General features: G+C 63.9%; 19 protein-coding genes. 2 read left to right on the plus strand and 17 right to left on the minus strand.

Annotated elements, in window-relative coordinates; translation table 11 throughout:
• Positions 1-20: 20 nt before the first annotated feature.
• The 9 genes from PQ457_RS07725 to PQ457_RS07765 form a co-directional block, all read right to left on the minus strand.
• Positions 21-446: an EF-hand domain-containing protein gene (locus PQ457_RS07725; RefSeq protein WP_273619139.1), complete on the minus strand. Its 426-nt coding sequence runs from the start codon at positions 444-446 to the stop codon at positions 21-23.
• Between the two features lie 68 nt (positions 447-514).
• The gene (gene cobA, locus PQ457_RS07730) at positions 515-1294 is read right to left on the minus strand and encodes a uroporphyrinogen-III C-methyltransferase (protein ID WP_273619140.1); all 780 of its coding nucleotides are present in this window, start codon (positions 1292-1294) and stop codon (positions 515-517) included.
• A complete protein-coding gene (locus PQ457_RS07735) occupies positions 1291-3903 on the minus strand; it encodes a nitrate reductase (RefSeq protein ID WP_273619141.1) in 2613 nt (870 codons plus the stop codon). The genes cobA and PQ457_RS07735 overlap by 4 nt, the downstream gene beginning before the upstream one ends.
• Complete coding sequence (gene nirD / locus PQ457_RS07740; RefSeq protein ID WP_273619142.1) at positions 3900-4265, minus strand: nitrite reductase small subunit NirD; 366 nt, start codon at positions 4263-4265, stop codon at positions 3900-3902. Before nirD ends, PQ457_RS07735 begins: the two co-directional genes overlap by 4 nt.
• On the minus strand, positions 4262-6835 hold the full coding sequence (gene nirB / locus PQ457_RS07745) for a nitrite reductase large subunit NirB (protein WP_420540975.1): 2574 nt from the start codon (positions 6833-6835) through the stop codon (positions 4262-4264). Before nirB ends, nirD begins: the two co-directional genes overlap by 4 nt.
• A gap of 182 nt (positions 6836-7017) precedes the next feature.
• Positions 7018-8307, minus strand: coding sequence for an alginate export family protein (locus tag PQ457_RS07750; protein ID WP_273619143.1), 1290 nt, complete (start codon positions 8305-8307; stop codon positions 7018-7020).
• A gap of 325 nt (positions 8308-8632) precedes the next feature.
• A complete protein-coding gene (locus PQ457_RS07755; protein ID WP_273619144.1) occupies positions 8633-9850 on the minus strand; it encodes an ABC transporter substrate-binding protein in 1218 nt (405 codons plus the stop codon).
• Complete coding sequence (locus PQ457_RS07760; RefSeq protein WP_273619273.1) at positions 9847-10428, minus strand: ANTAR domain-containing response regulator; 582 nt, start codon at positions 10426-10428, stop codon at positions 9847-9849. The genes PQ457_RS07755 and PQ457_RS07760 overlap by 4 nt, the downstream gene beginning before the upstream one ends.
• Positions 10429-10636: 208 nt before the next feature.
• Positions 10637-12325, minus strand: a complete 1689-nt coding sequence (locus tag PQ457_RS07765) for a bifunctional protein-serine/threonine kinase/phosphatase (RefSeq protein WP_273619145.1) — start codon at positions 12323-12325, stop codon at positions 10637-10639.
• A gap of 95 nt (positions 12326-12420) precedes the next feature.
• Here PQ457_RS07765 and PQ457_RS07770 point away from each other — a divergent pair, with 95 nt between their 5' ends.
• Complete coding sequence (locus tag PQ457_RS07770; protein ID WP_273619146.1) at positions 12421-13644, plus strand: nitrate/nitrite transporter; 1224 nt, start codon at positions 12421-12423, stop codon at positions 13642-13644.
• A 9-nt stretch (positions 13645-13653) separates the two neighbouring features.
• Here the strand turns inward: PQ457_RS07770 and PQ457_RS07775 are convergent, their stop codons facing one another.
• From PQ457_RS07775 to PQ457_RS07805, 7 genes are all read right to left on the minus strand, one after another.
• Entirely contained in the window at positions 13654-14136 is a 483-nt protein-coding gene (locus tag PQ457_RS07775) for an SOS response-associated peptidase family protein (RefSeq protein ID WP_273619147.1), read from the minus strand.
• Positions 14137-14139: 3 nt separating this feature from the next.
• Positions 14140-14832, minus strand: coding sequence for a pentapeptide repeat-containing protein (locus PQ457_RS07780; RefSeq protein ID WP_273619148.1), 693 nt, complete (start codon positions 14830-14832; stop codon positions 14140-14142).
• A complete protein-coding gene (locus PQ457_RS07785; RefSeq protein WP_273619149.1) occupies positions 14829-15092 on the minus strand; it encodes a hypothetical protein in 264 nt (87 codons plus the stop codon). Before PQ457_RS07785 ends, PQ457_RS07780 begins: the two co-directional genes overlap by 4 nt.
• 22 nt (positions 15093-15114) lie before the next feature.
• Entirely contained in the window at positions 15115-16539 is a 1425-nt protein-coding gene (locus PQ457_RS07790) for a chemotaxis protein CheW (protein ID WP_273619150.1), read from the minus strand.
• A 37-nt stretch (positions 16540-16576) separates the two neighbouring features.
• Positions 16577-19354 (minus strand): PAS domain-containing methyl-accepting chemotaxis protein, encoded by a 2778-nt coding sequence (locus PQ457_RS07795; RefSeq protein WP_273619151.1) that lies wholly within the window; start codon positions 19352-19354, stop codon positions 16577-16579.
• Between the two features lie 119 nt (positions 19355-19473).
• Entirely contained in the window at positions 19474-20394 is a 921-nt protein-coding gene (locus tag PQ457_RS07800) for a cytochrome-c peroxidase (RefSeq protein WP_273619152.1), read from the minus strand.
• Entirely contained in the window at positions 20391-20918 is a 528-nt protein-coding gene (locus PQ457_RS07805; protein WP_273619153.1) for a hypothetical protein, read from the minus strand. The genes PQ457_RS07800 and PQ457_RS07805 overlap by 4 nt, the downstream gene beginning before the upstream one ends.
• 93 nt (positions 20919-21011) lie before the next feature.
• Here PQ457_RS07805 and PQ457_RS07810 point away from each other — a divergent pair, with 93 nt between their 5' ends.
• Positions 21012-23093 carry a TonB-dependent receptor plug domain-containing protein gene (locus PQ457_RS07810; protein ID WP_273619154.1) on the plus strand — a complete coding sequence of 694 codons (2082 nt, stop codon included), beginning with the start codon at positions 21012-21014 and terminating at the stop codon, positions 23091-23093.
• Here the strand turns inward: PQ457_RS07810 and PQ457_RS07815 are convergent.
• On the minus strand, positions 23087-23626 hold the full coding sequence (locus PQ457_RS07815; RefSeq protein WP_273619155.1) for a hypothetical protein: 540 nt from the start codon (positions 23624-23626) through the stop codon (positions 23087-23089). The genes PQ457_RS07810 and PQ457_RS07815 overlap by 7 nt on opposite strands.
• Positions 23627-23728: the final 102 nt, after the last annotated feature.

A 23728-nucleotide genomic window follows, 5' to 3' on the forward strand; every position in this document is an offset into this window, starting at 1 on the left:
GCCCCGCCGCAACCATGGGCTTAGCCCCCGCGTATGGCTTTGCTTTTATCGTTCAGGGCCTTCATCTCGGCGGCGGTGACGATATTGTCGTGGTTCGCATCGGCCAGATCGAAGCCGCGCGCCGGTCCGTTGACGAATTCATCGCGGCTGATCCGGCCGTCATGGTTGGTGTCAAACTGCTGGCGCATCGCCTGCAAGCGGGGGGCGAAACGGCCTGCCAGCAGGCGCGGCACATCATCGTCCGATATAAACCCGTCGCCATTGCGATCAAACCGCGCGAACTGCCCGGCGCGATAGGCGACAAATTCGGCCCGCGTCACCTGACCATCGCCATCGGCATCGGCCTGCGAGAGTCGCTGGGCCAGATCGGCGCGATCACTGGCCATGCCCTGCGCCACGGCAGGCACCGCAATGAGCAGACCCAGGCAAAGACTGATCGTTTTCATGGCATCCCTCGCCATCAAGAATTGCGGGCGGGGAATCGCGCCCATGCGCCATCATCGGCGCATGAGGCTCAATTGGCAATCACGCGAAACTGTTCGGGCGCAGTCGGGACAAAATCCTTGGCCCGCACCGCCTCGCCGATCAGCAGCAGCGTGGGATCATCATCGCTGATCGTGGCGACCAGAAAGGCCAGCGCCGAGAGCTTGCCCCGGATCAAGCGTTCATCGGGGCGCGAGACATTGACCGCCACCATCACCGGCGTTTCGGGATCGCGCCCCGCCGCGATCAGCCCACGCGCGATCTCGCCCGCCGCCGCGCGGCCCATATAGACGCCCACGGTCTGGCTTTCTGCGGCCAGCGTGCCCCAATCCAGTTTCAGCGGTTCGCCAGCGCGCAGATGGGCAGTGACATAGGTGATGCCCCGCGCCGATCCGCGCAGCGTCAGCGAGGTGCCCGCGCTGGCCGCCGCCGCGCTGGCCGTGGTGATGCCGGGGCAGACCTTGGCCACCACGCCGCCCTTTGCCAGATGCCCGATCTCCTCGGCGCTGCGGCCAAAGACTGACGGGTCGCCGCCCTTCAGGCGCACCACGCGCTGGCCCGCCAGAGCAGCCTCCAGCAACAGGTCGTTGATCGAACCCTGCGCCTTGCTGTGGCGGCCCGAACGCTTGCCCACGCTGACCATGCGCGTGCCCGGACGGACCAGCGCCAGCACGCCTTCGCCCACCAGCGCATCATAGAACACCACATCGGCGGCGCGGATCAGCCTTTCGGCCTTGCGCGTCAGCAATTCCGGGTCGCCCGGCCCGGCGCCCACCAGCCAGACCATACCTGCGGGAAAATCGTGGCTCATTCGGCCGCCTCCATCATCTTTGCCAACATGCGCGCCAAGGCGGGGCGGCAAGAGCCGCAATTCGTGCCCGCCCGCGTTTCTTCGCCAATAGCCGCCACGCTGCACGCGCCTGCGCAGATGGCTTCCTCAATATCCCTTTCGCCCACGCCATGACAGACGCAAACAATCGCGCCGCGATCCGGGGCGGGCGTGCTGGGCCGGGCGGCCAGCCATTCGGTGGCCTCGCCATCGGCGCCCAGTTGCTCGGCAATCCATGCGCGGGCGGGCAGGGTGCCCTCGCGCGTCACAAAGAGCGCCCCGGCCAGAGCGCCATCCTCGCCGCGAACCGCGATCCGGCGCATCCCGCGCACATGGTCGGCAACCTCCAGCCTTTCACCCGCAGGCAGCAGACCGTCAACCGAAACCGCGCCCATCCCGGCCAGTTCATAAAGCCAGCCACCCTTGATCCGCGACCGGCTCCAGAACAAAAGCCCCTGAGGCGCCGCCGGTTCCTTGAGCAGGAGAAATCCGCGCCATTCGGGGGCCACCGGCTCCACCCGTGCGGGGGTGTTCTTGAAGGCGGGCTGGCCCGAAACCGGATCGACGCGCTGGGCGGGCAGGAGATTGGCGCGCGCGCCGCCCGCCATCACATCGGTCCAGTGCATCGGCACGAATATGTCGCCGCGCCGCTGGCCGTCCGTCACGCCAACCCGAAAGATCGACGCGCCATTGGCCGTGGATACGCGGGCCAGACCGCCATCGTTCAGGCCATAGAGCATCGCATCATCGGGGTGGATTTCCAGCAGAGCCTCGCGCCGGTGCTGGGCCAGCGTGGGGGCATAGCCGGTGCGGGTCATCGTGTGCCATTGGTCGCGATAGCGCCCGGTGTTGAGGCGCAGCGGATAGGTCGGATCGATCGCCACCGTCGCCGCCGGGCGTACCGGAACCAGCCGCGCACGGCCATCGGGCGTGCTGTAGCCATCAGCCAGCGGATAATCACCGCCCCATTGAAAGGGCATCATCGCATCATAATCGGCATCCGAAATCCGGGCATAGTCGCGCAGATCCAGCCGCCGACCATAACGCACCGCCAGTTCCGTCATCGCGGCATATTCGCGCCAGATCTGGGCCGGGCGGTCATAGGCAAAGGCATCGCCCCAGCCCATGCGCGCGGCAACCTGCCCCATGATCCACCAGTCGGCCTTCGTCTCGCCGGGGGCGGGGAACAGGCTGCGCTGGCGGCTAATGCGGCGTTCGGAGTTCGTGACGGTGCCGTCCTTTTCGCCCCATGCATGGGCGGGCAGGCGGATATGGGCAAAGCGGCCCGTGTCGGTGTCGGCAATCGCCTCGGACACCACCACCGTGGGGCATCGCGCCAGCGCCTCGCGCACGAAACCCGCATCAGGCATGGATGCGGCCGGGTTGGTGGCCATCACCCAGAGGAACTTGATTTGCCCGTCATGAATGGCGCGGAACATGTCCACCGCCTTCTTGCCGGGGCCGGAGCAGATGTTGGCCGTGTTCCAGAAACCGGCAACGTCTCGCAATTCGCTATCCGAAAAGCCCAGATGGCAGGCCAGCATATTGGCAAGCCCGCCGACCTCGCGCCCGCCCATCGCATTGGGCTGGCCGGTCATGCTGAAAGGCGCGGCGCCGGGCTGGTTGATACGGCCCATGGCAAGGTGCAGATTGGTGATCGCATTGCCCTTGTCGGTGCCGCCCGCCGATTGATTGGCACCCATGGAAAACAGCGTGACCATGCGCGGATGGGCCGCGACCAGATCGGCCAGAGCGGCAAATTGCGCCGCCGGAACGCCTGGATCGCAGGGCAGGCCCGCCCAGAAGCCCAGCGGCACATTCAGCCCCGCATCATCGGTCAGCCCGCGCGCATGCATCTCGGCCAGCAGCGCGTTGAACAGGGCCACGTCGCCATCGGGGGCCACGGCCACATGCAAATCGGCCTGTTCGGCGGTTTCGGTGCGGCGCGGGTCGATCACGACGATCCTGGTGCCGCGCGCGGCGCGGGCCGCCTCCATCCGCTGCCAGATGACAGGGTGGCACCATGCGGTGTTGCTGCCCACCAGCAGGATCAGATCGGCCTCTTCAAGGTCGCGATAGCTGCCGGGCACAATGTCTTCGCCAAAGGCGCGATTATGGGCGGCAACGGCGCTGGCCATGCAGAGGCGCGAATTGGTGTCGATATTGGCGCTGCCGATGAAGCCTTTCATCAGCTTGTTCGCCACGTAATAGTCCTCGGTCAGCAATTGGCCCGAGACATAGAAGGCGACAGAATCCGGCCCGTGGGCCTCGATGGTCTCCCGCATTCGGTCGGCGACCTCGTCCAGCGCCGCGTCCCAGCCCACCGTTTGATCGCCGATCATGGGCGCGAGCAAACGCCCGTCCAGACCCACCGTTTCGCCAAGATGCGTGCCCTTGGAGCAGAGGCGGCCATGGTTGGCGGGGTGTTGACCGTCGCCCAGGATGGTGACGGCGCGCTCCCCCGGCACTCCTGCCTGCAGGGGGGCGGCCGCCACCTCGGCGGCGATCTGTGTGGGAGCCGCCACCGCGGCGGCGATGCCACAGCCAACGCCGCAATAGGCGCAAGTGGTGCGGATCGCCGCCTTTTTCATGCCATGGCCTCTGGCGCCTTGGCGGAAACCAGCGCATCGCGCTTGAGGTAAAGCCGCCCGGCATCCTCGCGGATGGGGATGGTGGGCACGCAGGCCCCACGTTCCAGAGGGTCATCGCCCAGCGCCTCGCCGGTTTTCAGGCTGATGTTCCAGCTGTGCAGCGGGCAGGTCACGACATTGCCATGCACGATGCCTTGTGAGAGGGGCCCGTGCTTGTGCGGGCATTTGTTGACCAGCGCGTAGAACTGGTTGTCCAGCGTGTGGAAGATGGCGATCTCTTCGCCGCCCTGCACCGGCAAGGTGCGGGCATTGCCGGGGCTGATCTGCGTGGTCGGCCCAATATCGATCCAGTCGCCAATCATTCTGCGGCCTCCTTCAATTGCGCAGTGGAGAGGGGGGTGGGAAAGGGGCGGAACTCGGCCAGATGCTGGTGGAGTTCGCTGTCCTCGCCGGCGGCGCGGCGGGCCCATGGGTCGTCCTGCATGAATTGTTGCGAGTAGTGGAAACGCTTGGCCAGACGGGCGACCGCCTCGGGATCGTCGAACAATTGCGCCTTGACGTAATCGAGGCCGACGCGTTCGATCCACGGCGCGGTGCGTTCCAGATACCATGCCTGTTCGCGGTAAAGCTGGATGAAGGCGGCGCAGACGTCGAGCGCTTCCTGCTCGGTGGTCACCTTGGAGAGCAGATCGGTGGCGCGGACATGGATGCCGCCATTGCCGCCCACATGCAGTTCATAACCCGAATCCACACAGATCACGCCAAAGTCCTTGATCGTGGCCTCGGCGCAATTGCGCGGGCAGCCCGATACGGCGATCTTGAACTTGTGGGGCATCCACGAACCCCAGGTCATCTGCTCGGCCTTGATGCCAAGGCCGGTCGAGTCCTGCGTGCCAAAGCGGCACCATTCCGAACCGACGCAGGTTTTGACCGTGCGCAGCGACTTGCCATAGGCATGGCCCGACACCATCCCGGCGGCATTCAGATCGCCCCAGATCGCGGGCAGGTCTTCCTTTTTGATGCCGAACAGGTCGATGCGCTGGCCGCCGGTGACTTTTATCAGACGGGCCTGATATTTGTCGGCCGCATCGGCAATGGCGCGCAATTCATCGGGGGTGGTGACACCGCCCCACATGCGCGGGACCACCGAATAGGTGCCGTCCTTCTGGATATTGGCATGCATGCGCTCGTTGACAAAACGGCTCTGCTGATCGTCCACATACTCGCCCGGCCATGCGCAGAGCAGGTAATAGTTGAGGGCAGGGCGGCAGGAAGCGCAACCATCGGGCGTCTTCCACGTCAGTTCCTGCATGACCTGAGGAATGGCCTTGAGGCTCTTTTCCACGATCAGGCGGCGCACGTCATCATGGGAAAAGCTGGTGCACTTGCAGAGCGTTTTCGGACCCGACTTTACATCGTCGCCCAGCGTCAGTTTCAGCAGGCTTTCCACAAGGCCCGTGCACGAGCCGCAGGAGGCCGAGGCCTTGCACTGGCTGCGCACGGCGTCGAGGCTGCAGGCGCCGCCCTTGATGGTCGATACAACGGTCCCCTTGGTCACGCCGTTGCAGCCACACACTTCGGCATCATCCGAAAGGGCGGCAACGGCGGCATTAGGGTCCGCGAGGGCGCCTCCGCCTTGGGCAAAGGCCTGACCGAAGATCAGCGCTTCGCGGATGTCGGAAACATCTTCCTCGCGCTTGAGCAGGTCGAAGTACCACGAGCCATCGGCGGTATCGCCATAGAGCACCGCGCCGACCAGCTTGTTGTTCTTGACGATCACGCGCTTGTACACGCCGCGCGCGGCATCGCGCATGACGATGTCTTCGCAATCGGCCCCGCCGGAAAAATCACCGGCGGAAAACAGATCGATCCCCGAAACCTTCAGCTTGGTCGAAGTGACCGAGCCGGTGTAGCCCGAGGGCGTGGACACCGCCGCATCGGCAAGGCTGCGGCACATGTCCCACAAAGGCGCCACCAGACCATAGCAGATCCCGCGATGTTGAACGCATTCGCCCACCGCCATCACGGCCGGATCGCTGGTGACCATATGATCATCGACCATGATGCCGCGTTCGACTTCAAGGCCCGCCTGACGCGCCAGCGCGGTCGAAGGGCGGATACCTACGGCCATCACCACGATGCTGGCGGGGATCTCGCGGCCATCCTTCAATTTGACGCCTGTGACCTTGCCGTCCTTGCCCAGAATTTCGGCGGTGTCGGCCCCGGTCAGGATCGTCTGGCCCCGGCGTTCCAGTTCGCTCTTGAGCAACCAGCCGGCCGCCTCGTCGAGCTGACGCTCCATCAGCGTGGGCATCAGGTGCAGCACGGTCACCTCCATGCCGCGCAGCGACAGGCCATGGGCCGCCTCCAGCCCCAGCAGGCCCCCGCCGATCACCACCGCATGGCCGCCATTGGCGGCTGCCGTCAGCATCTTGTCCACGTCATCCAGATCGCGGAACGACACCACGCCCGACAGATCCTTGCCCGGCACCGGGATGATGAAAGGTTCAGAGCCCGTGGCGATCAACAGGCGGTCATAAGCCTCGATGCGACCCGAAGCGCTCGTGACCGTCTGTGCGGCGCGATCAATCGCCACCACCGGATCGCCCGAGATCAGCGTGATGTCGTTTTCGACATACCACTCGTCCGTGTTGATCACGATGTCGTCAAACTGCTTTTCACCGGCCAGAACCGGCGAGAGCATGATGCGGTTATAGTTCACGCGCGGTTCGGCACCAAAGATCGTGATGGCAAAGCGGTCTGCATCGCGGGCGAGGATTTCCTCCACCGCGCGGCAACCGGCCATGCCATTGCCGACCACAACAAGCCTTTCGCGCAAATCGCCTTCGGGGATTTTCACAAGGTTGGGGGCATTCACCTCGGGCACTCCTAGGTTTTGCGCGCCAACGGAAAAAAGCCGCAACGAAGCCATCCGTTGGGACGGTTCGATGCGGCTTCGTTGCCACGCATATGTTGGATGGTATGCGATGGTTCCGGTCAATCCGCCCGACGCTGGGCGAAGAACCAATGCATGTACAAGCTGATCTTACCGCATCGCGTTTCATCTGCAAGGGTTTTTGTGCGGATGCGAAAGATTGAGGGCAGAATTTTGATTTAGAAAGAATATTCCGCTTGCAGCCAGAACTTTCTGGTGTCCGCGCCAAAGCCCTTGGCCTGATAATCGGCATATTTGACCAGCCATGTGATCCGGCTGATCCTGACGCCGATCTGGGCGTCCAGTTCATCGCCATATTTCAGGCTGTTCACCGCGCTGCCGAACCAGTGATAGGTCACGCCATAGTTCAGGCCGGGCAGGGCCTTGACCTTGGGAAACTTGCCCGCAACGCCCACATAGGTGTCGGCAAGGCCATTGGCGGGCGTGGTCAGGAACAGGTCGGCGGTGCCGTTGAACTTGTGCAGCGTGGCCATGGGCGTCTGGAATGACCACGTGCCGCCCGCCGCGCCACGATCCGCGCCCAGCTCTTCATAACCCCCGGTGAAGGTGGTGTTCATGACATTGAGCGCCCCTTCGCCGAAGTAGTAATCGGCATTATAGGTCCGCGCGTTGCGATCATAATTGCGCTGGTTGGCATAACTGCCGGTCAGCACGAAATTGATGTTTTTGGCCAGTTTAATCGGGGCGGTGTTGCCGCGAACGCCATAGGTCTGCGAGCTGTCCAGCGTGCTGCGCGCCGCCGCGTTCGAGAAGGCGGTTTTGTCGTAATCAAGGATATAGGCAAAGCCCTTGATCGACCCCAGCGCGTTCTTCAACCCGCCGTTGAGGAAGATGAAGTGGCCGTTATAGGCTTTGCGCGGGCCGCCATCATTGCCGAAAATCGAACGCTGGCTGATCGCATAGGTGGCGTCCAAGGAGATCGGGCCGCCATTCACCGTGCCGCGCACCGCATCAAATGTCTGCTCGTTCTGGCGCCAGGCCACCGAGCCGACAAAGCGCTGATCGTCCAGATTGATGCGTTGGCGGCCCACGGTCAGGCCGATGCCCTGCTTTTGATAGGCGATCTGAAACCGGTTGAAGGCGGCGTTCTGCGGATCGGGGACCACGGCCTGCGCGCTGCGATATTGGCTGCTGGCGGGGTTGGCATAGGGGAAGGCGCTGTAATGGTCGTCGAGCGCCACTGTCCCCGTACCCTCAACCAGCGCCGAGAGGCCCGAAGCCTTGTGCTTGATTTCCGCCCCGGCGCGAACGCGCAACGTGACGGCATCCGCGCTCTTGGTGGTGGCGTCGACATCTTCCCAGCGCAGGCGCGCATCAACAATCGGGTCAAACGTCATCGCGCCATCGGCAAAAGGTACCGGATCGCCAAACCTGGGCGCAGGCGTAGTGGCATAGGCATTCGTAGCGATCAACGCGACCGGCGCGGCGGTCAGCAGATAACGGATCATGGCTCGTCCCCTCATGGAAAATTTGCCTTTTCAAAGGCAAAGCTCTCCCGTTCCCGCCCGGGCGGGTTGCTGTTCTGTTGGCTGTTCTATCTCGCGCCAGCGCGGGCTCTGTGGGGCAGGGCGTAAAACGCAAAAAGCCGCCTCGGCCTGCTTCCCCCTCCTTGGGGAACGGACCGGGCGGCGCCATTGCCACGAAACTTTGCTGGCGTTTCGCCTCCGTTGGCCAAACCCGTCATTGGGTTCGGCCTATCGAAACGCATGCCGGTTTTACGGCGAGGCGGGATTTTTCGGCAAGCGCTTATTCCCCTCGGCGGCCGCGCCTACGCTATTTGGCGTAGGCGTCGCGTGCCAGATAACCGGCCAGATCGTGGGGGTCAAAAATGCGCCCGTCAAAAAACGCATTCTTTTCCAGCGTGATAAGCCCTTGCTGTGTCCCCACGACCATCGGCTGATGCAGGCTGCCCTCCACCTTCGACGAGGCGCCGGGCAGGGGGGCATCCGTTCCGGTCAGCGCGCTGCGGTAAACATCGGGGCGGAAAACCCGCGCAACCTTGGCCTCATCGCCCGCATCATAGGGCGTGCGGTCCCAGCGCAGCATCTGCGAATAGAGCCATTGAGCCTGACTAACCCACGGGAAATTGGCCGCTTCCCGATATTGAAACATGAAGTCGGGGAAATGGATCGGCTCGCCGCCCTTATGCAGCAAAAGCCGGTCGCCCAGCGCACGCTGGATCAGATTGACATCGGCGTCGAGATATTCGCTCCGCGCCAAAATCGCCGCATTGGTGACCAGCGCCTCGGGATCGACGAATTGCCGCGCGGCGCGATGCAGGGCGCGGATCAGAGCTTCAACCTCCCCGCGCCGCTCCTCCATCACCGACTCGCGCATGGCCAGCACCTTTTCCACGCCCCGCCGCCACACCTGCGCCGTGGCCAGCACAATCGTGCCCGCGCCGCGCTCAACCGCCACGCTGTTCCACGGTTCGCCCACACAAATGCCATCGACATCGCCCGCCTCCAGCGCATCGGCGCAGAAGGGCGGGGGCACGGTGGAGATCTCCACATCCTCATCAGGGCGAATGCCGCAAGCCGAGAGCCAGTAGCGCAGCATGTAATTATGGCTGGAATAGCGATGGACCACGCCAAAGCACAAAGGATGGCCCGCGGCCTTGCGCTCCATCGCAATCTCGCGCAGAGCCGCGCCCACCGCCGCCGGATCGCCCAGCGCGCCCTCAGGCGCAACGCGCGCGGCCAGATCGGATTTCAGCGTGATCGCATTGCCGTTCAGCCCCAGCACAAAGGGCGCGGACAAGGGCTGGGCAGGGCGCCCGCGCCCCAGCGTCGTGGCAATCGCCAGCGGCGCCACCATATGCGCCGCATCGGTATGGCCATAGAGCAGTCGGTCCAGCACCGTGGCCCAGCTCACATCCTTGACCAGTTCGAGGCTGAGCCCTTCATCGGCGGCAAAGCCATGGACATGGGCCAGAATCGGCAGCGCCGCATCGACCAGAGGCAGAAAACCGATGGAAAATTTGGTCGTCATGCTGCGCCTCCCATCAATTTATGCGCGGTGACCACCGCGTCGGCGATTTCGGCAATGCGCTTGCCCTGGTTCATCGCGGTCTTACGCAATTCGGCGTATGCCTCCGGCTCTCCCAGTCCACGCGTCTGCATCAGGATGCGCTTGGCCTTGTCCACGGCCTCGCGCTCGGCCAATTTGCTTTGCGCAACAGAGAGTTCTGTTTGCAGGCGCGAGAAGGCGTGGAACCGCCGGATGGCCAGATCGAGGATCGAGCGGATGCGGTGCGGGGCAAAGCCGTCGACCACATAAGCCGACACCCCGGCATCGATGCTGGCCCCGATAGATTCCTCGTCGGAATCATCGACGAACATGGCGATCGGGCGGGCCAGCACGCGGCTGACGGCGAAATATTCCTCCAGCACGTCGCGGCTGGGATTTCCCAAGTCCATCAAGACGATATCGGCGTCAATTTCCGAAATTCGGCGCACTAACCCACGCCTTTCGGTGATCACGAAGATCTCGCAATCGCCAAGCTGGGCAAGACCTTCCTGCATCACGCTGGCCCGGACCGCGCTTTCATCGATGATGGCTATTCGCATGGATTCTCGATGGCGGCGGACGGGCCGCAACGCAAGGGGCTTTGCGTGATTTCCAATTTGCTCTTGCATAGGGAGTGCGAATCCGGCATTTTTATTTCGCAGCTGCCGCAAAGGCGCGGTCGGCTATTTGCAAAATCACTTCCACCACCATAGTCGGCAATGGCGCCGCCCCTTTTCAGCAAGGTGCAGCGCCATGTCGAATCGACTTTTACTTCCAGATCAACACCGCAACCAGCGCCGCAAAGAGCAGCGCGGATACGCCTTTCCAAAAGGCGACGGGATGCCGCTCGATCAGCGCGGGTTTGCGCAGGGGCGTGCGCTCGACCGCCGCGCCGCCTTCCAGCGCGCGCAGCAATTCAACCACATCGCCGAACCGGTCCTGAGGCTGGATCGCCACAGCGCGCAGCAGGACAGCGTCGAGCCAACCGGGCAATTCGGGCCGTGTGCGGCTGGGCGGAGCGGCCTCGCGGAAACGGGGGCGGCTGAAGGCCTCGGCCTCGCCATAGGGCCAGACGCGGGCGAACAGCCGCCACAGCGTCACGCCCAGCGCGAATTGGTCGCTTTCCTCGCTGCCCGCCTCGCCGGAGAACATTTCGGGGGCCAGATAGGAGGGCGTGCCGGGGATCTCGTCGCCGGTGAAATCCTCGATGCGGGGCAGGCGGGCCACGCCAAGATCCACCAGTTTCAACCCGCCTTCGCGCGGCAGGATGACATTTTCGGGCTTGATGTCGCGGTGGATGATGCCCTGCCGATGCAGCGCGGCCACCGCGCGGGTCAGGCCCACCGCAATGCCCAGCGCCTCGTTCAGCGCCATGGGGGTCTTCATCCTCTCCTCCAGCGTCTGGCCGTCATAGAAAGGCTGGACCCCGTAAAGGCGCGTCTGGCGTTCGAGCGAAACGGGAATGGCGCCGCCGACGAAGGGGCTGCTCACCCGGCTGCCGATCAGCAATTCGCGGGTAAAGGCCGAGCGCGCGCCGCTTTCGGACAGCAGGGTCGGCTTGGGGAACTTAATAACCACTTCGGCACCATCGGCCGTATCGGTGGCGCGGAACAATCGCGTGTATCGCCCATCGGACAACACGCTTTCCAGCCGAAACCCATCGACGCTTTCGCTCGCCTCGGGCGGGGGCAGGATGGGCAGGCGGGCCAGATCGCCCGCAATCGCATCATGGCCCACAGCGGGCAGACTGACCACGTCGAGCACCAGCGCGCTGGCATTATCCTGCCCGCCCGCATCCAGAGCCGCCATGGCCAGAGCCTGCGCATCCGCCTCGGCGGATTGCCGCTGACTCAGGATTTTCTCGATTTTTCGCGCCGACAGGACGCCATGCACGCCATCGCTGGTCAAGAGCAGTCGGTCATGCTGGGCCAGGGCGATCTCGTGATGGTCCAGCCGCAATTCCTCCTCCAGCCCCAGCGCGCGCAGCAGGATATGGCGCCGGTCGGGGTGGGAATGGGTGTGGTCCTTGGTGATCTGGCTGAGATGTCCATCGCGCAGCAGCCACGCCCGGCTGTCGCCCACATGGCAGACATGGGCGCGCCGTCCGCGCAGAACCAATGTGGTGAATGTCGTCGCGCAATGCGCCATCGTCTCGCTGCGCCCCATGGCCGCCAGCCAGCGGTTGTAGGGCGCCATCACCCGATTGACGGCGGCCGCCACGCCGATCGTGTCGCTCTGGGCAAAATAGCCCTCGATCAGGCTGGCCACGGCCAGTTCCGCCGCGATCCTTCCGCCCTTGCCGCCCGACACCCCATCGGCCAGCGCGGCCACCATTCCGCGCCCCGCGCGCTCGGTTTCCGTGCCAAGGTAAACGCCGGCAAAGTCCTGATTTTCCGCGCGCGGCCCGCATTCGCTGGCCACGCCCGCGCTTACCCACAACCTGCCTTCATCGCGCATGTCCCGCCATCCCTCTCACGTACACACGCGATTGGGAAGGCTGGCCAAGGCGCCCGTCAAGCCCTTAAATCCTCTCACCGTGGAGACCCTTTGCGATGACTGACAAATCCTTCTGGCAATCGGGCCATCGGCCCACGCTGATCATGGCCTTCCTCTATTTCGACGTCGCCTTCATGGTGTGGAACCTGCTTGGGCCCCTGGCGCCGATCTTTTCCAAGGCGCTGGCGCTGTCCCCGGCGCAAAAAGGCTTTATCGTGGCGGTGCCCACGCTGGCGGGGGCGGTGCTGCGTCTGGTCAACGGGTTTCTGGTCGACCGCATCGGCCAGAAAGTGACCGGCACGATCAGCCAGATCATCGTCATCGCGGGCCTGATCGCGGCATGGCATTTCGGCGTGTCCTCGATGAACGGCCTGATCGCGGTGGGCATCATCCTCGGCTTTGCCGGGGCCAGCTTTGCCGTGGCTCTGCCGCTGGCCAGCCGCTGGTATCCGCCCCAGCATCAGGGCAAGGCGATGGGCATTGCCGGCATGGGCAATTCGGGCACGGTGCTGGCCGCGATCTTTGCGCCGCTGCTGGCCAAGGCTTATGGCTGGGAAAATGTGCTGGGTCTGGCGGCCATTCCCGTTGCGATCGTCTTCGTCGCCTATCTGGTCTTCGTTCAGGACAGCCCGCACCAGCCCCCCGCCAAGTCGACCGGCGACTATGTGAAGGGCTATTTCAAGATGCTGGCCGATGGCGATGCCTGGTGGTTCATCCTGTTTTACGGCGTGACCTTTGGCGGTTTTGTCGGCCTGTCGGGCTCGCTGCCCAGCTGGTTTACCGGGGAACTCAATTTCACCCCGGTTCAGGCGGGCTATGCCACGGCGGCCTGCGTGTTTGCCGGATCGCTGGTGCGCCCGATGGGCGGCGCTTTGGCCGACCGTATCGGCGGCATCAAGACGCTCTCGGCCGTCTATGCGCTTGCCGCCGTGCTGCTGGTGGTGATCTCGCAATCCCCGGCCAGCTTTGCGGTGATGTTCCCCCTATTCTTCCTGACCATGGCGACGCTGGGCGTAGGCAATGGCGCGGTGTTCCAACTGGTGCCGCAGCGTTTCCGCCATGAAATCGGCGTGATGACCGGCCTTGTCGGTTTTGGCGGCGGCGTGGGCGGCTTCTATCTCGCCTCCTCGCTCGGCCTTGCCAAGCAGTGGACCGGTTCGATGAGCAGCGGTTTCCTGATTTTTGCCGCCCTGTCGGTGGTGGCTCTGGCGGGGCTGACCGGTGTGAAGAAGCGCTGGCGCACGACTTGGGGGGCGGCGATCAGCGGGGTGCGGATCTAACCTGCGAATTTAACTTTCGGCCAGCCTTCGGGCCAGTTTGAAATCGGCATGGAGCCATGTCCTGAAATCCTGAGGCTTCAGGATCACGGGCATGGCTTCAACCGTCAGTATCGCAAAGCTGGGAATTTCGGAATCGCGCCAGATGCCCACAGCCGCCAGCACCGGGCGGGCGCGATCCTCCATCCAGCCGCCACGCGCATGAAAAGCCGTCATCGGCACAAGGCAGCGAAATTGGGTATGGCGCAGGGTGCCGATCCAGAACGGGCTGTCTAGATTGCGGACATGGGGAACGATATGGTCGCCGCGCGGCGGGGGCGGCACACCCCACAGGCGCGGGACCAGAATGCGCCCGCGTTCCTTGTCAGAAATCGCCACCGGCGCATAGCCGCCCGGTGCCACCGGCCCGCCCATCCAGACATCGCCCGCAGGGTCCGCGCCCAGAGCGACCGCAATCCGCGCCGCATCGGCATCAAGGCGATAGGCGGACGCCAAAAATCAGCCCAGCTTCAGCCCCAGTTCGGCCAGCAGTTGCGCGGCCTGCGCGCGAGAAATCGTGGCCCCGCGAAACAGCGCCGCATCGGTCAGCCGCAACCCGCCCAGATCCGCGCCGCGCAAATCCGCCTTGTCAAAGCGCGCGCCGACCAGATTGGCGTCGCGCAGGCTGCAATCCTCGAAATTGACATCGCGGAAATCGGCCTTGCGCAGATCGGCCTGCGAAAAATCCACCCGGCGCATCGGCTGCTTGCGGAAACTCAGCCCGGCCAGCTTGGCCCCGGCCATCAGCGTTTCCTCGAAATGCGCGTCAATGATCCGCGCATCGCCCAGATCCGCCCCGGTCAGCTTGCCCCCGATAAAGCGCAGGCTGGTCATGCGGGCATGGCGCAGATTGGCATTGTTGAGATCACAGGCCCGAAACACCGCATCGGTCAGATCGGCGTTGAAAAAGCTGGCCATCGGGGCGCGGCAGGATTGCCATTGCGTGCGTTCAAGCCGCGCCTTGGCCAATTCGGCGCGGCGCAGCGTGCAGCGTTCAAACCGCCACCCGCTCAGATCAAGCTCGCCCAATTCGGCCTCATCCAGATCGCATTCGACCAGATGGACGCCGTCCTTATGCGCCTGTGCCAAAGCGGCGATTTCATCGCGGCCCAGTGTGCGGTTTTCGATTGTTGGCTGCATTGTCTCACTCATGATTTCTGACGCAGGGCCGCAATGGCCTCCATCATCTCGCCATAGGCATCGATTGCCGGATCGGCCAGCGATTGCCATTGCAGAAAGAAATCATGCGCGCGACGCTGCGCCTCCACAGCTTCGTCGGCAAGGGTCAGATAGAGATGCATGATGCCCGGAATGGTCATGTTGCGCCGCCTATACAGGGCGAAATCCTCCAGCGTATCGCCGCCTGCGGGCGCTGCGGGGGAGAAGGCCGGCTCATGCCTTTTCTTTGGCACACAATGGCGCGCGGCAACAAGGTCAAATGGCGGGTGGAATTAATTCCGCAAGATCAAGCACAGAACAGGTGCGCCCCTCGCTGGTCCGCACGACAGCGCCCATCGCCCCCGCCATCGCGCCACCTTTGTTGCCCACCGGGCGGGCCACTAGCCGCTCGACCGCGCAAAGGTCCTGAAGGGGGAATGCCGCCGTGCGCTCGCCGTCGCTGACCAGCAGAAGGAAGGCCGGGGCGGTGCAGGGGGGCAGGCGCAGATGCGCCGAGAGATCGAGCACCCGGATCGCCATGCCCCGATGCGACAGGATCGCCTGACAGGGGCCAAAGGCCTGTTCCAGTCCGACCAGCGAACAGGAGGCATGGTTCATGATCTCGGTCACCTGACGCAGGGGGACGGCATGATGGCCATCGCCCAGCATGAAGATCAGATAGGGCTCGCCCCCGATCTGGCCCTTGCCGGAGGCCGCGGAAGCCCCATGGCCCCCGAGCCGAAAATCCTGCGCCTTTTCCTCCAGCGTGGACAGGCGCTGCAATCCGGCATGGGCGATCAGAGCGTCGGGGTCGAGCAGCAGCACCGGATGGGCCGAAGGCAACATGCCGCCGATCAGGCCGTCCTGACCAAAGCGAAAGCCCTGCATCCGCGCGATCTGGGCCGGGGCGATGCGGATCATGTCCAGCACCCCATCGATCCGCAGCGCCACCCGCCGCCCATCGCCCATGCGCAGCAGCACGCAGGCCATTTCCCGCGCCGGGCCGAAGCTGCCCAGCCCCAACAGGGCCAGCGTGTCGATCACCGGTATGCAGGCGCCATTATATTCAACCCGTGCCAGCCATAATCCGTCCTCGACCGGGCTGGGCAGAACGGGGCGGGCGGGGATCGTGGCCTCGATGATGGCGGCGGGGATGCCGAAGCGGAATGTGCCCGCCGTCACCGCCAGACTGGGCGCGCCGCGCTGGCTCGCCTCGGTGGCCGCCACCAGCCGGTCCTGCGCCATGATGATGCCCGGCAGATCGGCAAAGGCCGCCGCCCTCAGGATCACCCCGCTCTTGCCTTCGCAGACAAAGCCGCCCTCGATCAGGCCGCCTGCCGCCATCCCCCCGCCCGGCGGAATGGTCAGAGCCGTGCGCTGCGCCTCGCAAAGCGTCACCACGCCGCAGATTTCATGCATGCCCGCGCCGATGACGCGATCCTGCACCCGCATGACCATGATGATGCCCGCCGGTTCGTCCGCCGCGCAGGGCGTCCGCCCCAGCAAGGCGGCCAGATCCACCACCGGCACCAGCGCCCCGCGCAGGTCAATCGAGCCCAGCAGTTCAGGCATCGTGGGCGGCATCGCGGCCAGTTGCGCCGGATAAGGCACGACCTCGCGGATGCAGCCGATGGGGAGCGCGACATACATCGCGCCGATCCGCATCAGGCCGAATTGCTCCTGCGCGGTGATGGATTCCATCGCCCCCATCTATCGGCCCGCTCTATCCGTGCCCGCTCTATCCATGGATACCGCCCGAACCGCGCGTGGCGGTTCTCGAAAGGCGCTGGATCAGGGCGACGACCTCGCTTGACACCTGATCCTGCAATTCGGCCGACTGGCTGATCGCGTCAATCGCCGCGCCGGTCTTGTGGACCGCCCCGACAATGCCGGTAAAGGCGTGGGAGGCTTCCTGGGTGCGTTCGGTGCCTTGGCTGATGCGGTTGATGGACTGGTCGATCAGGCGGCTGATGTCGCGCGCAGCGGTGCTGGAGCGTTCGGCCAGTTTGCGCACTTCACCCGCCACCACCGAAAAGCCTACGCCATGTTCGCCCGCGCGGGCCGCCTCGATCTCGGCGTTGAAGGCCAGCAGGTTGGTCTGGCCCGCGATCTCGCCGATGATGCCCACGATTTCGGCAATGCCCGAGGCCGAGGTCTGGATCAGTTCGATCGCCTCAATCGCCTTGGCCAGCGCGCCATTGCCTTTTTCCGCCTCGCTGCGGGTGGATTGGGCCAGCGTGTTGGCCGATCCGGTGGCCGCCATGATCGAGGAAATCGAGCTGGAGAGCTTTTCCACCAAGCCGTTGAGATCGGTCGCCCGCGCGCCGATTTCCTGCTCCAGCATCACCTGATCGGTGATGTCGAAAGCATATTTGACGATGCGGACCGGCTGGCCCTGAAGGTTGAGGATCGGGTTGTAGGTGGCCTGAATCCACACGTCCCGGTCATATTTGCCGACCCGGTGATAGCGCCCGGCGTGGTGTTCGCCCCGGTTCAGCTTGAGCCAGAAATCGGCGTAATCGCGGCTGCGCACATAATCGGGTGAGCAGAACAGCGAATGATGCTGGCCCACCACCTCGCGCAGGGAATAGCCCATGGTGGAGAGAAAGTTCTCATTGGCCGAGAGGATGTTGCCGTCCAGATCGAATTCGACCACCGCCAACGCCCGCCCGATGGCGGCCACGCGGGCCTGAAATTCATTGCCGGCCACCTTGGCCTCGGTAATGTCCGAGGCGATCTTGAGCACCTTGAAAGGTTTGCCGTCGGCGCCCAGAATGGGGTTGTAGCTGGCCTGGATCCAGAAATCCTCGCCCCCCTTGCGGCGGCGCTTGAATTCGCCGGTCACATATTCGCCATAGGCAAAACGTTCCCAGAAATCGGCGTAATCGGACGATCCGACCAGATGCGGATCGCAAAAGATCCGGTGATGGCGCCCCTGCAATTCGTCGAGCCGATAGCCGGTGACGGCAAGGAAATTGTCATTGGCCCAGATGATGTTGCCCGACAGGTCGAATTCGATGGCGGCCTGACTGCGATTGATCGCCGCGATCTTTTCGGCCTGCTCGACGGCCAGTTCGTGGGTCTCGGTGATGTCGTGGGCGAATTGGACGATCTTGGAGACATTGCCGTCCAGATCCAGCACCGGGCTGTAGCAGGCGCGCAGCCAGACATCGCGGCCGCCGCGCATCTTGCGCCGAAAAACGCCCGCCACATGCTCGCCGCGCGACAGTTTCCGCCAGAAGGCATGGTAATCCTCGCTGGCCGCAAAGCCCTGATCGCACAGCATCGAATGGTGCTCGCCCACAAGGTCGGACGCGGCGCAGCCGAAAATCGCCAGAAAGCGCTCGTTGACCGAGAGGATGCGCCCGCTCATGTCGAATTCGACCACGGCCATACTGCAATCGATCGCGGCCAGTTTGCATTCGGATTCGATGGCCATCCGGCGCTGATCGGTGACATCCATGGCCACCTTCATGATCTTGTAGGGCACACCGTCGGCATCGAGGATCGGATTATAACTGGCCTGGATCCACACATCGCGCTTGTCCTTGCGGATGCGCTTGTACTCGCCCTGATCGAACTCGCCGCTGCCCAGCTTCTTCCAGAACTGACGATAGGCCGGGCTTTTGACATAGTCCGGTTCGCAGAAAATGCGGTGATGGGCGCCCTCCAGCTCTTCGGGCGTATAGCCCATGAGGTCGAGGAAATTGGCATTGGCGCTCTGGATGCGCCCTTCCAGATCGAATTCGATCAGGGCAAAGGCGCGGTCGATGGCGGCCAACCGGCTGGCATTGTTGGCGCGCTCATTCTGTTCCTCGCTGATGTCGATGGCATAGGACAGGACCGAGATCAGCCGGTCGCCATCCATGGTCGGCACGAAAACCTCGCGCAGCCAGATATCCTGTCCCGATGCGTTGCGATGTTTGCGCACCAGCAGGTCATGCTCGCCCCGAGCGAACCGCTGCCAATAGAGCAGCGGGTCCGAAGGGCGGTTGGGGCCATGCCAGAGCGTGACGAAGGATTTGCCCACAAGATCGGCGCTGCTGCTGCCGACGCTGTGGATATAGCGGTCATTGGCCGCGATGATCGTGCCGTCCGGCCCATATTGGCAAATGGCCAGCGCATTGTTCATGGCTTCAAACCGATGGGCCAGAAGGGCGACATCAATCCCTTCGCCACGGCTGCCAAGGCCCATGAAATGCACCGCGCCATGGCGTTCATCCAGCCGCTTCGCCAGCCCCTGAACCGCCAGAGAGGCTCCATCGCCTGTCGGGATGCGGCCGTTGAGCGTCACCATCTGGCCATCGCACAGCCGCGCCCACGCCTGATCGCCATCGGCAAAGACCGCGCCGAATGCCAGCCCGGCCAGATCCAGCCCACCCAGCGCGGTTAACACTTCGTCATTGGCCGCCTTGGCCCGTCCGGTTTCTGCATCGAAAACCAGAATCAGCGTCGCCTCGGCCAGCAAGGCGGCAGTCTTGCTGACCAGATCAAGTCCGAGCGGTTCCAGTGACATAAATATACCCACGATCAAGGCAGAGGATGAAACGGACCCTGTCTAATCATGGCCTGTTAAAACTGCGGGCGGCGGCGATCCGGGTTTACGTGTAAGGGGGCAAGGCGATCCCTGCCATGTTACAATTTCATGCCGCAGGCGGTCTGCGGCAAAGAAAAGGCGGGGTTGTTCAAAAACCTGTCATCGGTCAGCGCGCCCAGAAACGCGGCAAGGGCGCGTGACCGGGCCGGCGCGAGGGCCAAACCGTGGCGCGCAATCGCGTCATCAAGGGTCAGGGCCGAACCGTCATGCCAATAGGGGGCCGTCACCGCCACATTGCGCAGCGAGGGCGTGCGGATGCGGCCCCGGTCGGCCTGCTTTCCGGTCGCTTCATAGAGGCCCTGATCGGGTGCGGCCGGATCGGCCCGGCCCAGCCGGTGAAAAGCCATGTCGGTAAAATCGGGGCCCTTGTGGCAAGACGCGCAGGAACGGCGAAAGACCGACCACCCGGCAATCGCCTCGGGCGAGAGTTGGTTGCGGTCAAAGGGGGCGTCGCGCGAAATCAGGCTGCGCTCGAAACTGGCCAGCGCACGGGCGACCTTGGCAAAATCGGGCCTTTGATCGCGGCCGGGAAAGGCGGCGGCAAACATCTGGCGATAGCAGGGGTCGCGGCCCAGCCTGCGGGGGATTTCCGCCTGCATCCCGGCCATGCCCATTTCCACGGGATGCGTGCCGAACACGGGAACTGCGGCCTGCCGTTCCAGCGTGGTCTGGCGCGGATCGGCCCATGTCAGCGGCGAGAAGTGCCCGACATTGGCAAGGCCCGGAACATTGCGTCGCCCCGGCTCATCGGTGACGCCGGGATGGACGCGGTTGCCATCGGCAAATCCATGGCGCTGTTCATGGCATGTGGCGCAGGACATGGTGCCATCGCGCGACAGGTCGGCATCGTAAAACAGCCGCCGCCCCAACTCGACGCGCGCGTCATGGCGGCTGCGGGCCACCACTTGCGGCGCGGCGCAAAGCATGATTGTCGCCAGAAGCGCAACGATATTTTTCATTCGCCGGACAGGGCCATCACCGTGACGTCATCGGCGCCACTGGCCGCGATCTGGATCGTATAGCGCCCCGGTTCCAGAGCAAATGTCACCACTTTGCGGATGCCCGTGCAGTCCGGGCCATGACCATGGGCAGTCGAACGCAGGGCGCCGTCCTTGCCGATGACATCAAGCCATGCCGCCGAACTCAGGGCGATGCGATAAGCCCCTTTGGCGGTGATATCCAGTATGAGGATACCACCATAGCTGACAGATCCACCGGGTTTTTCCGGCCTGATCGGATATTGGATGCGGGGCGTGGAAACCAGCCTGAGGCGCGCTGCTGCGCCCAGCGGCAAGAGGGGGGCTGTGGCCTGATCAGCCCCCGCATTCATCGTCGTGGGACGCGCCCATGGCGCATAATCTCCATCTGGCGCGACAGGTGTGGCGCAGGTCGGCGCTGAAGGCATCTGTGCCGCCGCCCGGCCGCCCCAAAGGGTCAGCATCAGCGCGGCAAGCGTGGTCAGGATTGGGCCATTTTTCGGCATGATTGCGCCCTCGGCATTGCATCTATATCCATGTGGATATAGCTAATGATGCGAATCACAAGCCATAATCGTGGCGTCCATGAGGGAATTTCCATGCATCCGGCCCGTATCCTCCCGCTTCTGGCGGCCACCATGCTTGCCACGCCCGCGCTGGGGCAGGACCAGAGCGCCAGCTTTGCGCTGGGCCAGATTGTGGTAAGCGCCCAGCCGCCCAAGGATCTGGAAATCACCGGGGAGCGCCTGAGCGCCAAGGCGATCGAGGCTTTCGGTCGCATCACGCTGGACGATGCGGTGGCGTTGGCGCCGGGGGTGTCGGCGGGCAACAGCGGGGGGACGCGCAATGAACGCCTGATTTTCGTGCGCGGGTTCAACCGTTTTCAGGTGCCGCTCAGCGTCGATGGCATCCGGGTCTATCTTCCCGCCGATAACCGATTGGATTTCGGCCGTTTCCTGACCAATGACATTGCCGAGGTGCAGATCGCCAAGGGCTATGTCTCGGTGCTGAACGGGCCGGACGGGATGGGCGGGGCGATCAACCTTGTCACCGCCAAACCGACCAGGGAACTGGAGGCCAAGGTGGGGGCCTCGCTCAATCTGGGGCGGCAGGGCGACTATGCGGGCTATTCGGCCAATGCCCTGATCGGCACGCGGCATGACAAATGGTATGCACAAGTCAGCTTTGGCCGCAATTATACCGATCACTGGGATCTGGCGGGCGGCTATGCGGGCACGGTCAACCAGCCTGCGGGTCGCCGCAACCTGTCGCAATCGGGCGATTGGCGAGTCCATGTCAAGGCCGGTTTCACCCCCAATGCCACGGATGAATATGTGATCGCCTACACGCGGCAGGAAGGGCAGAAACTGGCCCCGCTGCATATCACCGATCCCGTGTCGTCTCAGCGTTTCTGGACCTGGCCCGCATGGAATACCGAGAGCCTCTATTTCCTCTCGAATACCGCACTGGGCGAGATCGGAACGCTGAAAACGCGGCTTTATCGCAACAATTTCTATAACATGCTGCGCGCATGGGATAATGCGAATGAGAACACCCAGACGCTGGGCCGCGCCTTCAACAGCCCCTATTGGGACGAGGCGCTGGGCGGATCGGGCGAATTGACGCTGCGCCCTTCGGCCCGCGAAAGGATCAGCATCGCGTTCCAGATGCGCTCCGACCGCCACCGTGAGGCCCAGACCAGCTTTCCCAGCGGGGCCACCGAACCGGTGCAGACCAGCCTTGAGAACACCTATAGCCTCGCGCTCGAACACGCCTATCAATTGACCCCGGCGTTGAGCCTGACGCTGGGCGGCGGCTATGACTGGCGCGATCTGAAGCGGGCTGAGGAATATGGCGCGCCGCTGGGCACTTCGGGCGCCAGCGTCCTCTATAATTACCCGATGCGCAACACCAGTGCGTGGAGCGGGCAGGGGCGGCTCGACTGGGCGGTCAATGCCGACACGCGTCTGCATGTCAGCCTGTCCTCACGCGCGCGTTTCCCCACGATCTTTGAACGTTTCAGCCAGCGCTTCGGCACCTCGATCCCCAATCCCGGCCTGAAGCCCGAACGCGCGCGCCAGATCGAGGTCGGCGGCTCGACCCGCATGGGGGCCGTCAAGCTGGAGGCCGCCGCCTTCCACGCGCTGCTCTCCAACGCCATCGTGTCGGAAAGCGTGCTGGGCTATGCCTGCACCGCCAGCACCACGCCGGGCAATTGCGCGCAGAGCGTGATGACCCAATCACTGAACGTCGCGCGGGGCAAATATTACGGCGTCGAACTCTCGGCCAGCGCACAGGTGCTGCCCAGCCTTGCCCTTGGCGGCAATTACACATGGGTGCATCGCGATCTGGTCGATCCGGGCAATGCGGCTTTTCGGCCGACCGACGTGCCCTGCCACAAGGCTTTCGTCTATGCCGACTGGACGCCCATCTCGCGCTTCCACCTGATCCCCAGCGCCGACATCGCCTCCAGCCGCTGGACCATGACCAGCGCAGCGCCGATCCGCTATTATCGCACCGGCGCCTATGTGAATGCCGCGATCAAGGCCGAGGTGGAATTGCGCAAAGGAATCACTATTGCCGCCTCGGCGCGCAATCTTTTCGACGCCAATTATCAACTGGTCGACGGTTTCCCCGAGGCGGGGCGCAGCTATCAGCTTTCGCTGCGGGCCAGTTACTGATCGCGGGCCTGTTTGATCAGTCGGAAGGCATCGCCCATCAGCGCGGTGACTTCCGCCTCGGTCAACACATGCTCGGGCAAATAGCGCAGCCCGACCCGGCGCGTCATCGACCAGTGATCGACGTAAAGCGCCTTGTTCGGGCCAAAGGCCAGATCGATATGCTTGGCCAGCAACGCGGGGGCGCCTGCCGAATAGGAGAGGCGGAACAGGGCGATGTCCACCACATAAGGCCCCACCATCAGCCAGCCATAGTCAGGCCCCAGAACCGGGCGTCCTTCCACCGCCAGATGGCCACGCATGACATGGACGGGCGCGGAAATCGCGCGCTCCACGCTGACGGCCAGCGCGGCGCTCATCATCAGGCTGGCATCGGGCGCGGTGGGAAAAATCGCCAGCAGATCGACCGCGCAGCGCGAAATCGCCGTGCGGTCGGCATCGTTCATCACATAGGCCTTGAACGCCTTGGCGGCGGCCCAGCCGTGGCTGGCCGCCACGCGCTTGCCCAGTTGCAGAATGTCCTGGTTTGTCGTCATGGCCGCGCCTTAAAGCCTATTTCACCGGTGGGGAAGGGCAAAGGCCGAATAGCCAGAACCGGCCTTTGCCTTACAGAAATCGCTGACCGCCCGAACCAAGCG

Source organism: Novosphingobium humi (assembly GCF_028607105.1).
GTDB classification, from domain to species: domain Bacteria; phylum Pseudomonadota; class Alphaproteobacteria; order Sphingomonadales; family Sphingomonadaceae; genus Novosphingobium; species Novosphingobium humi.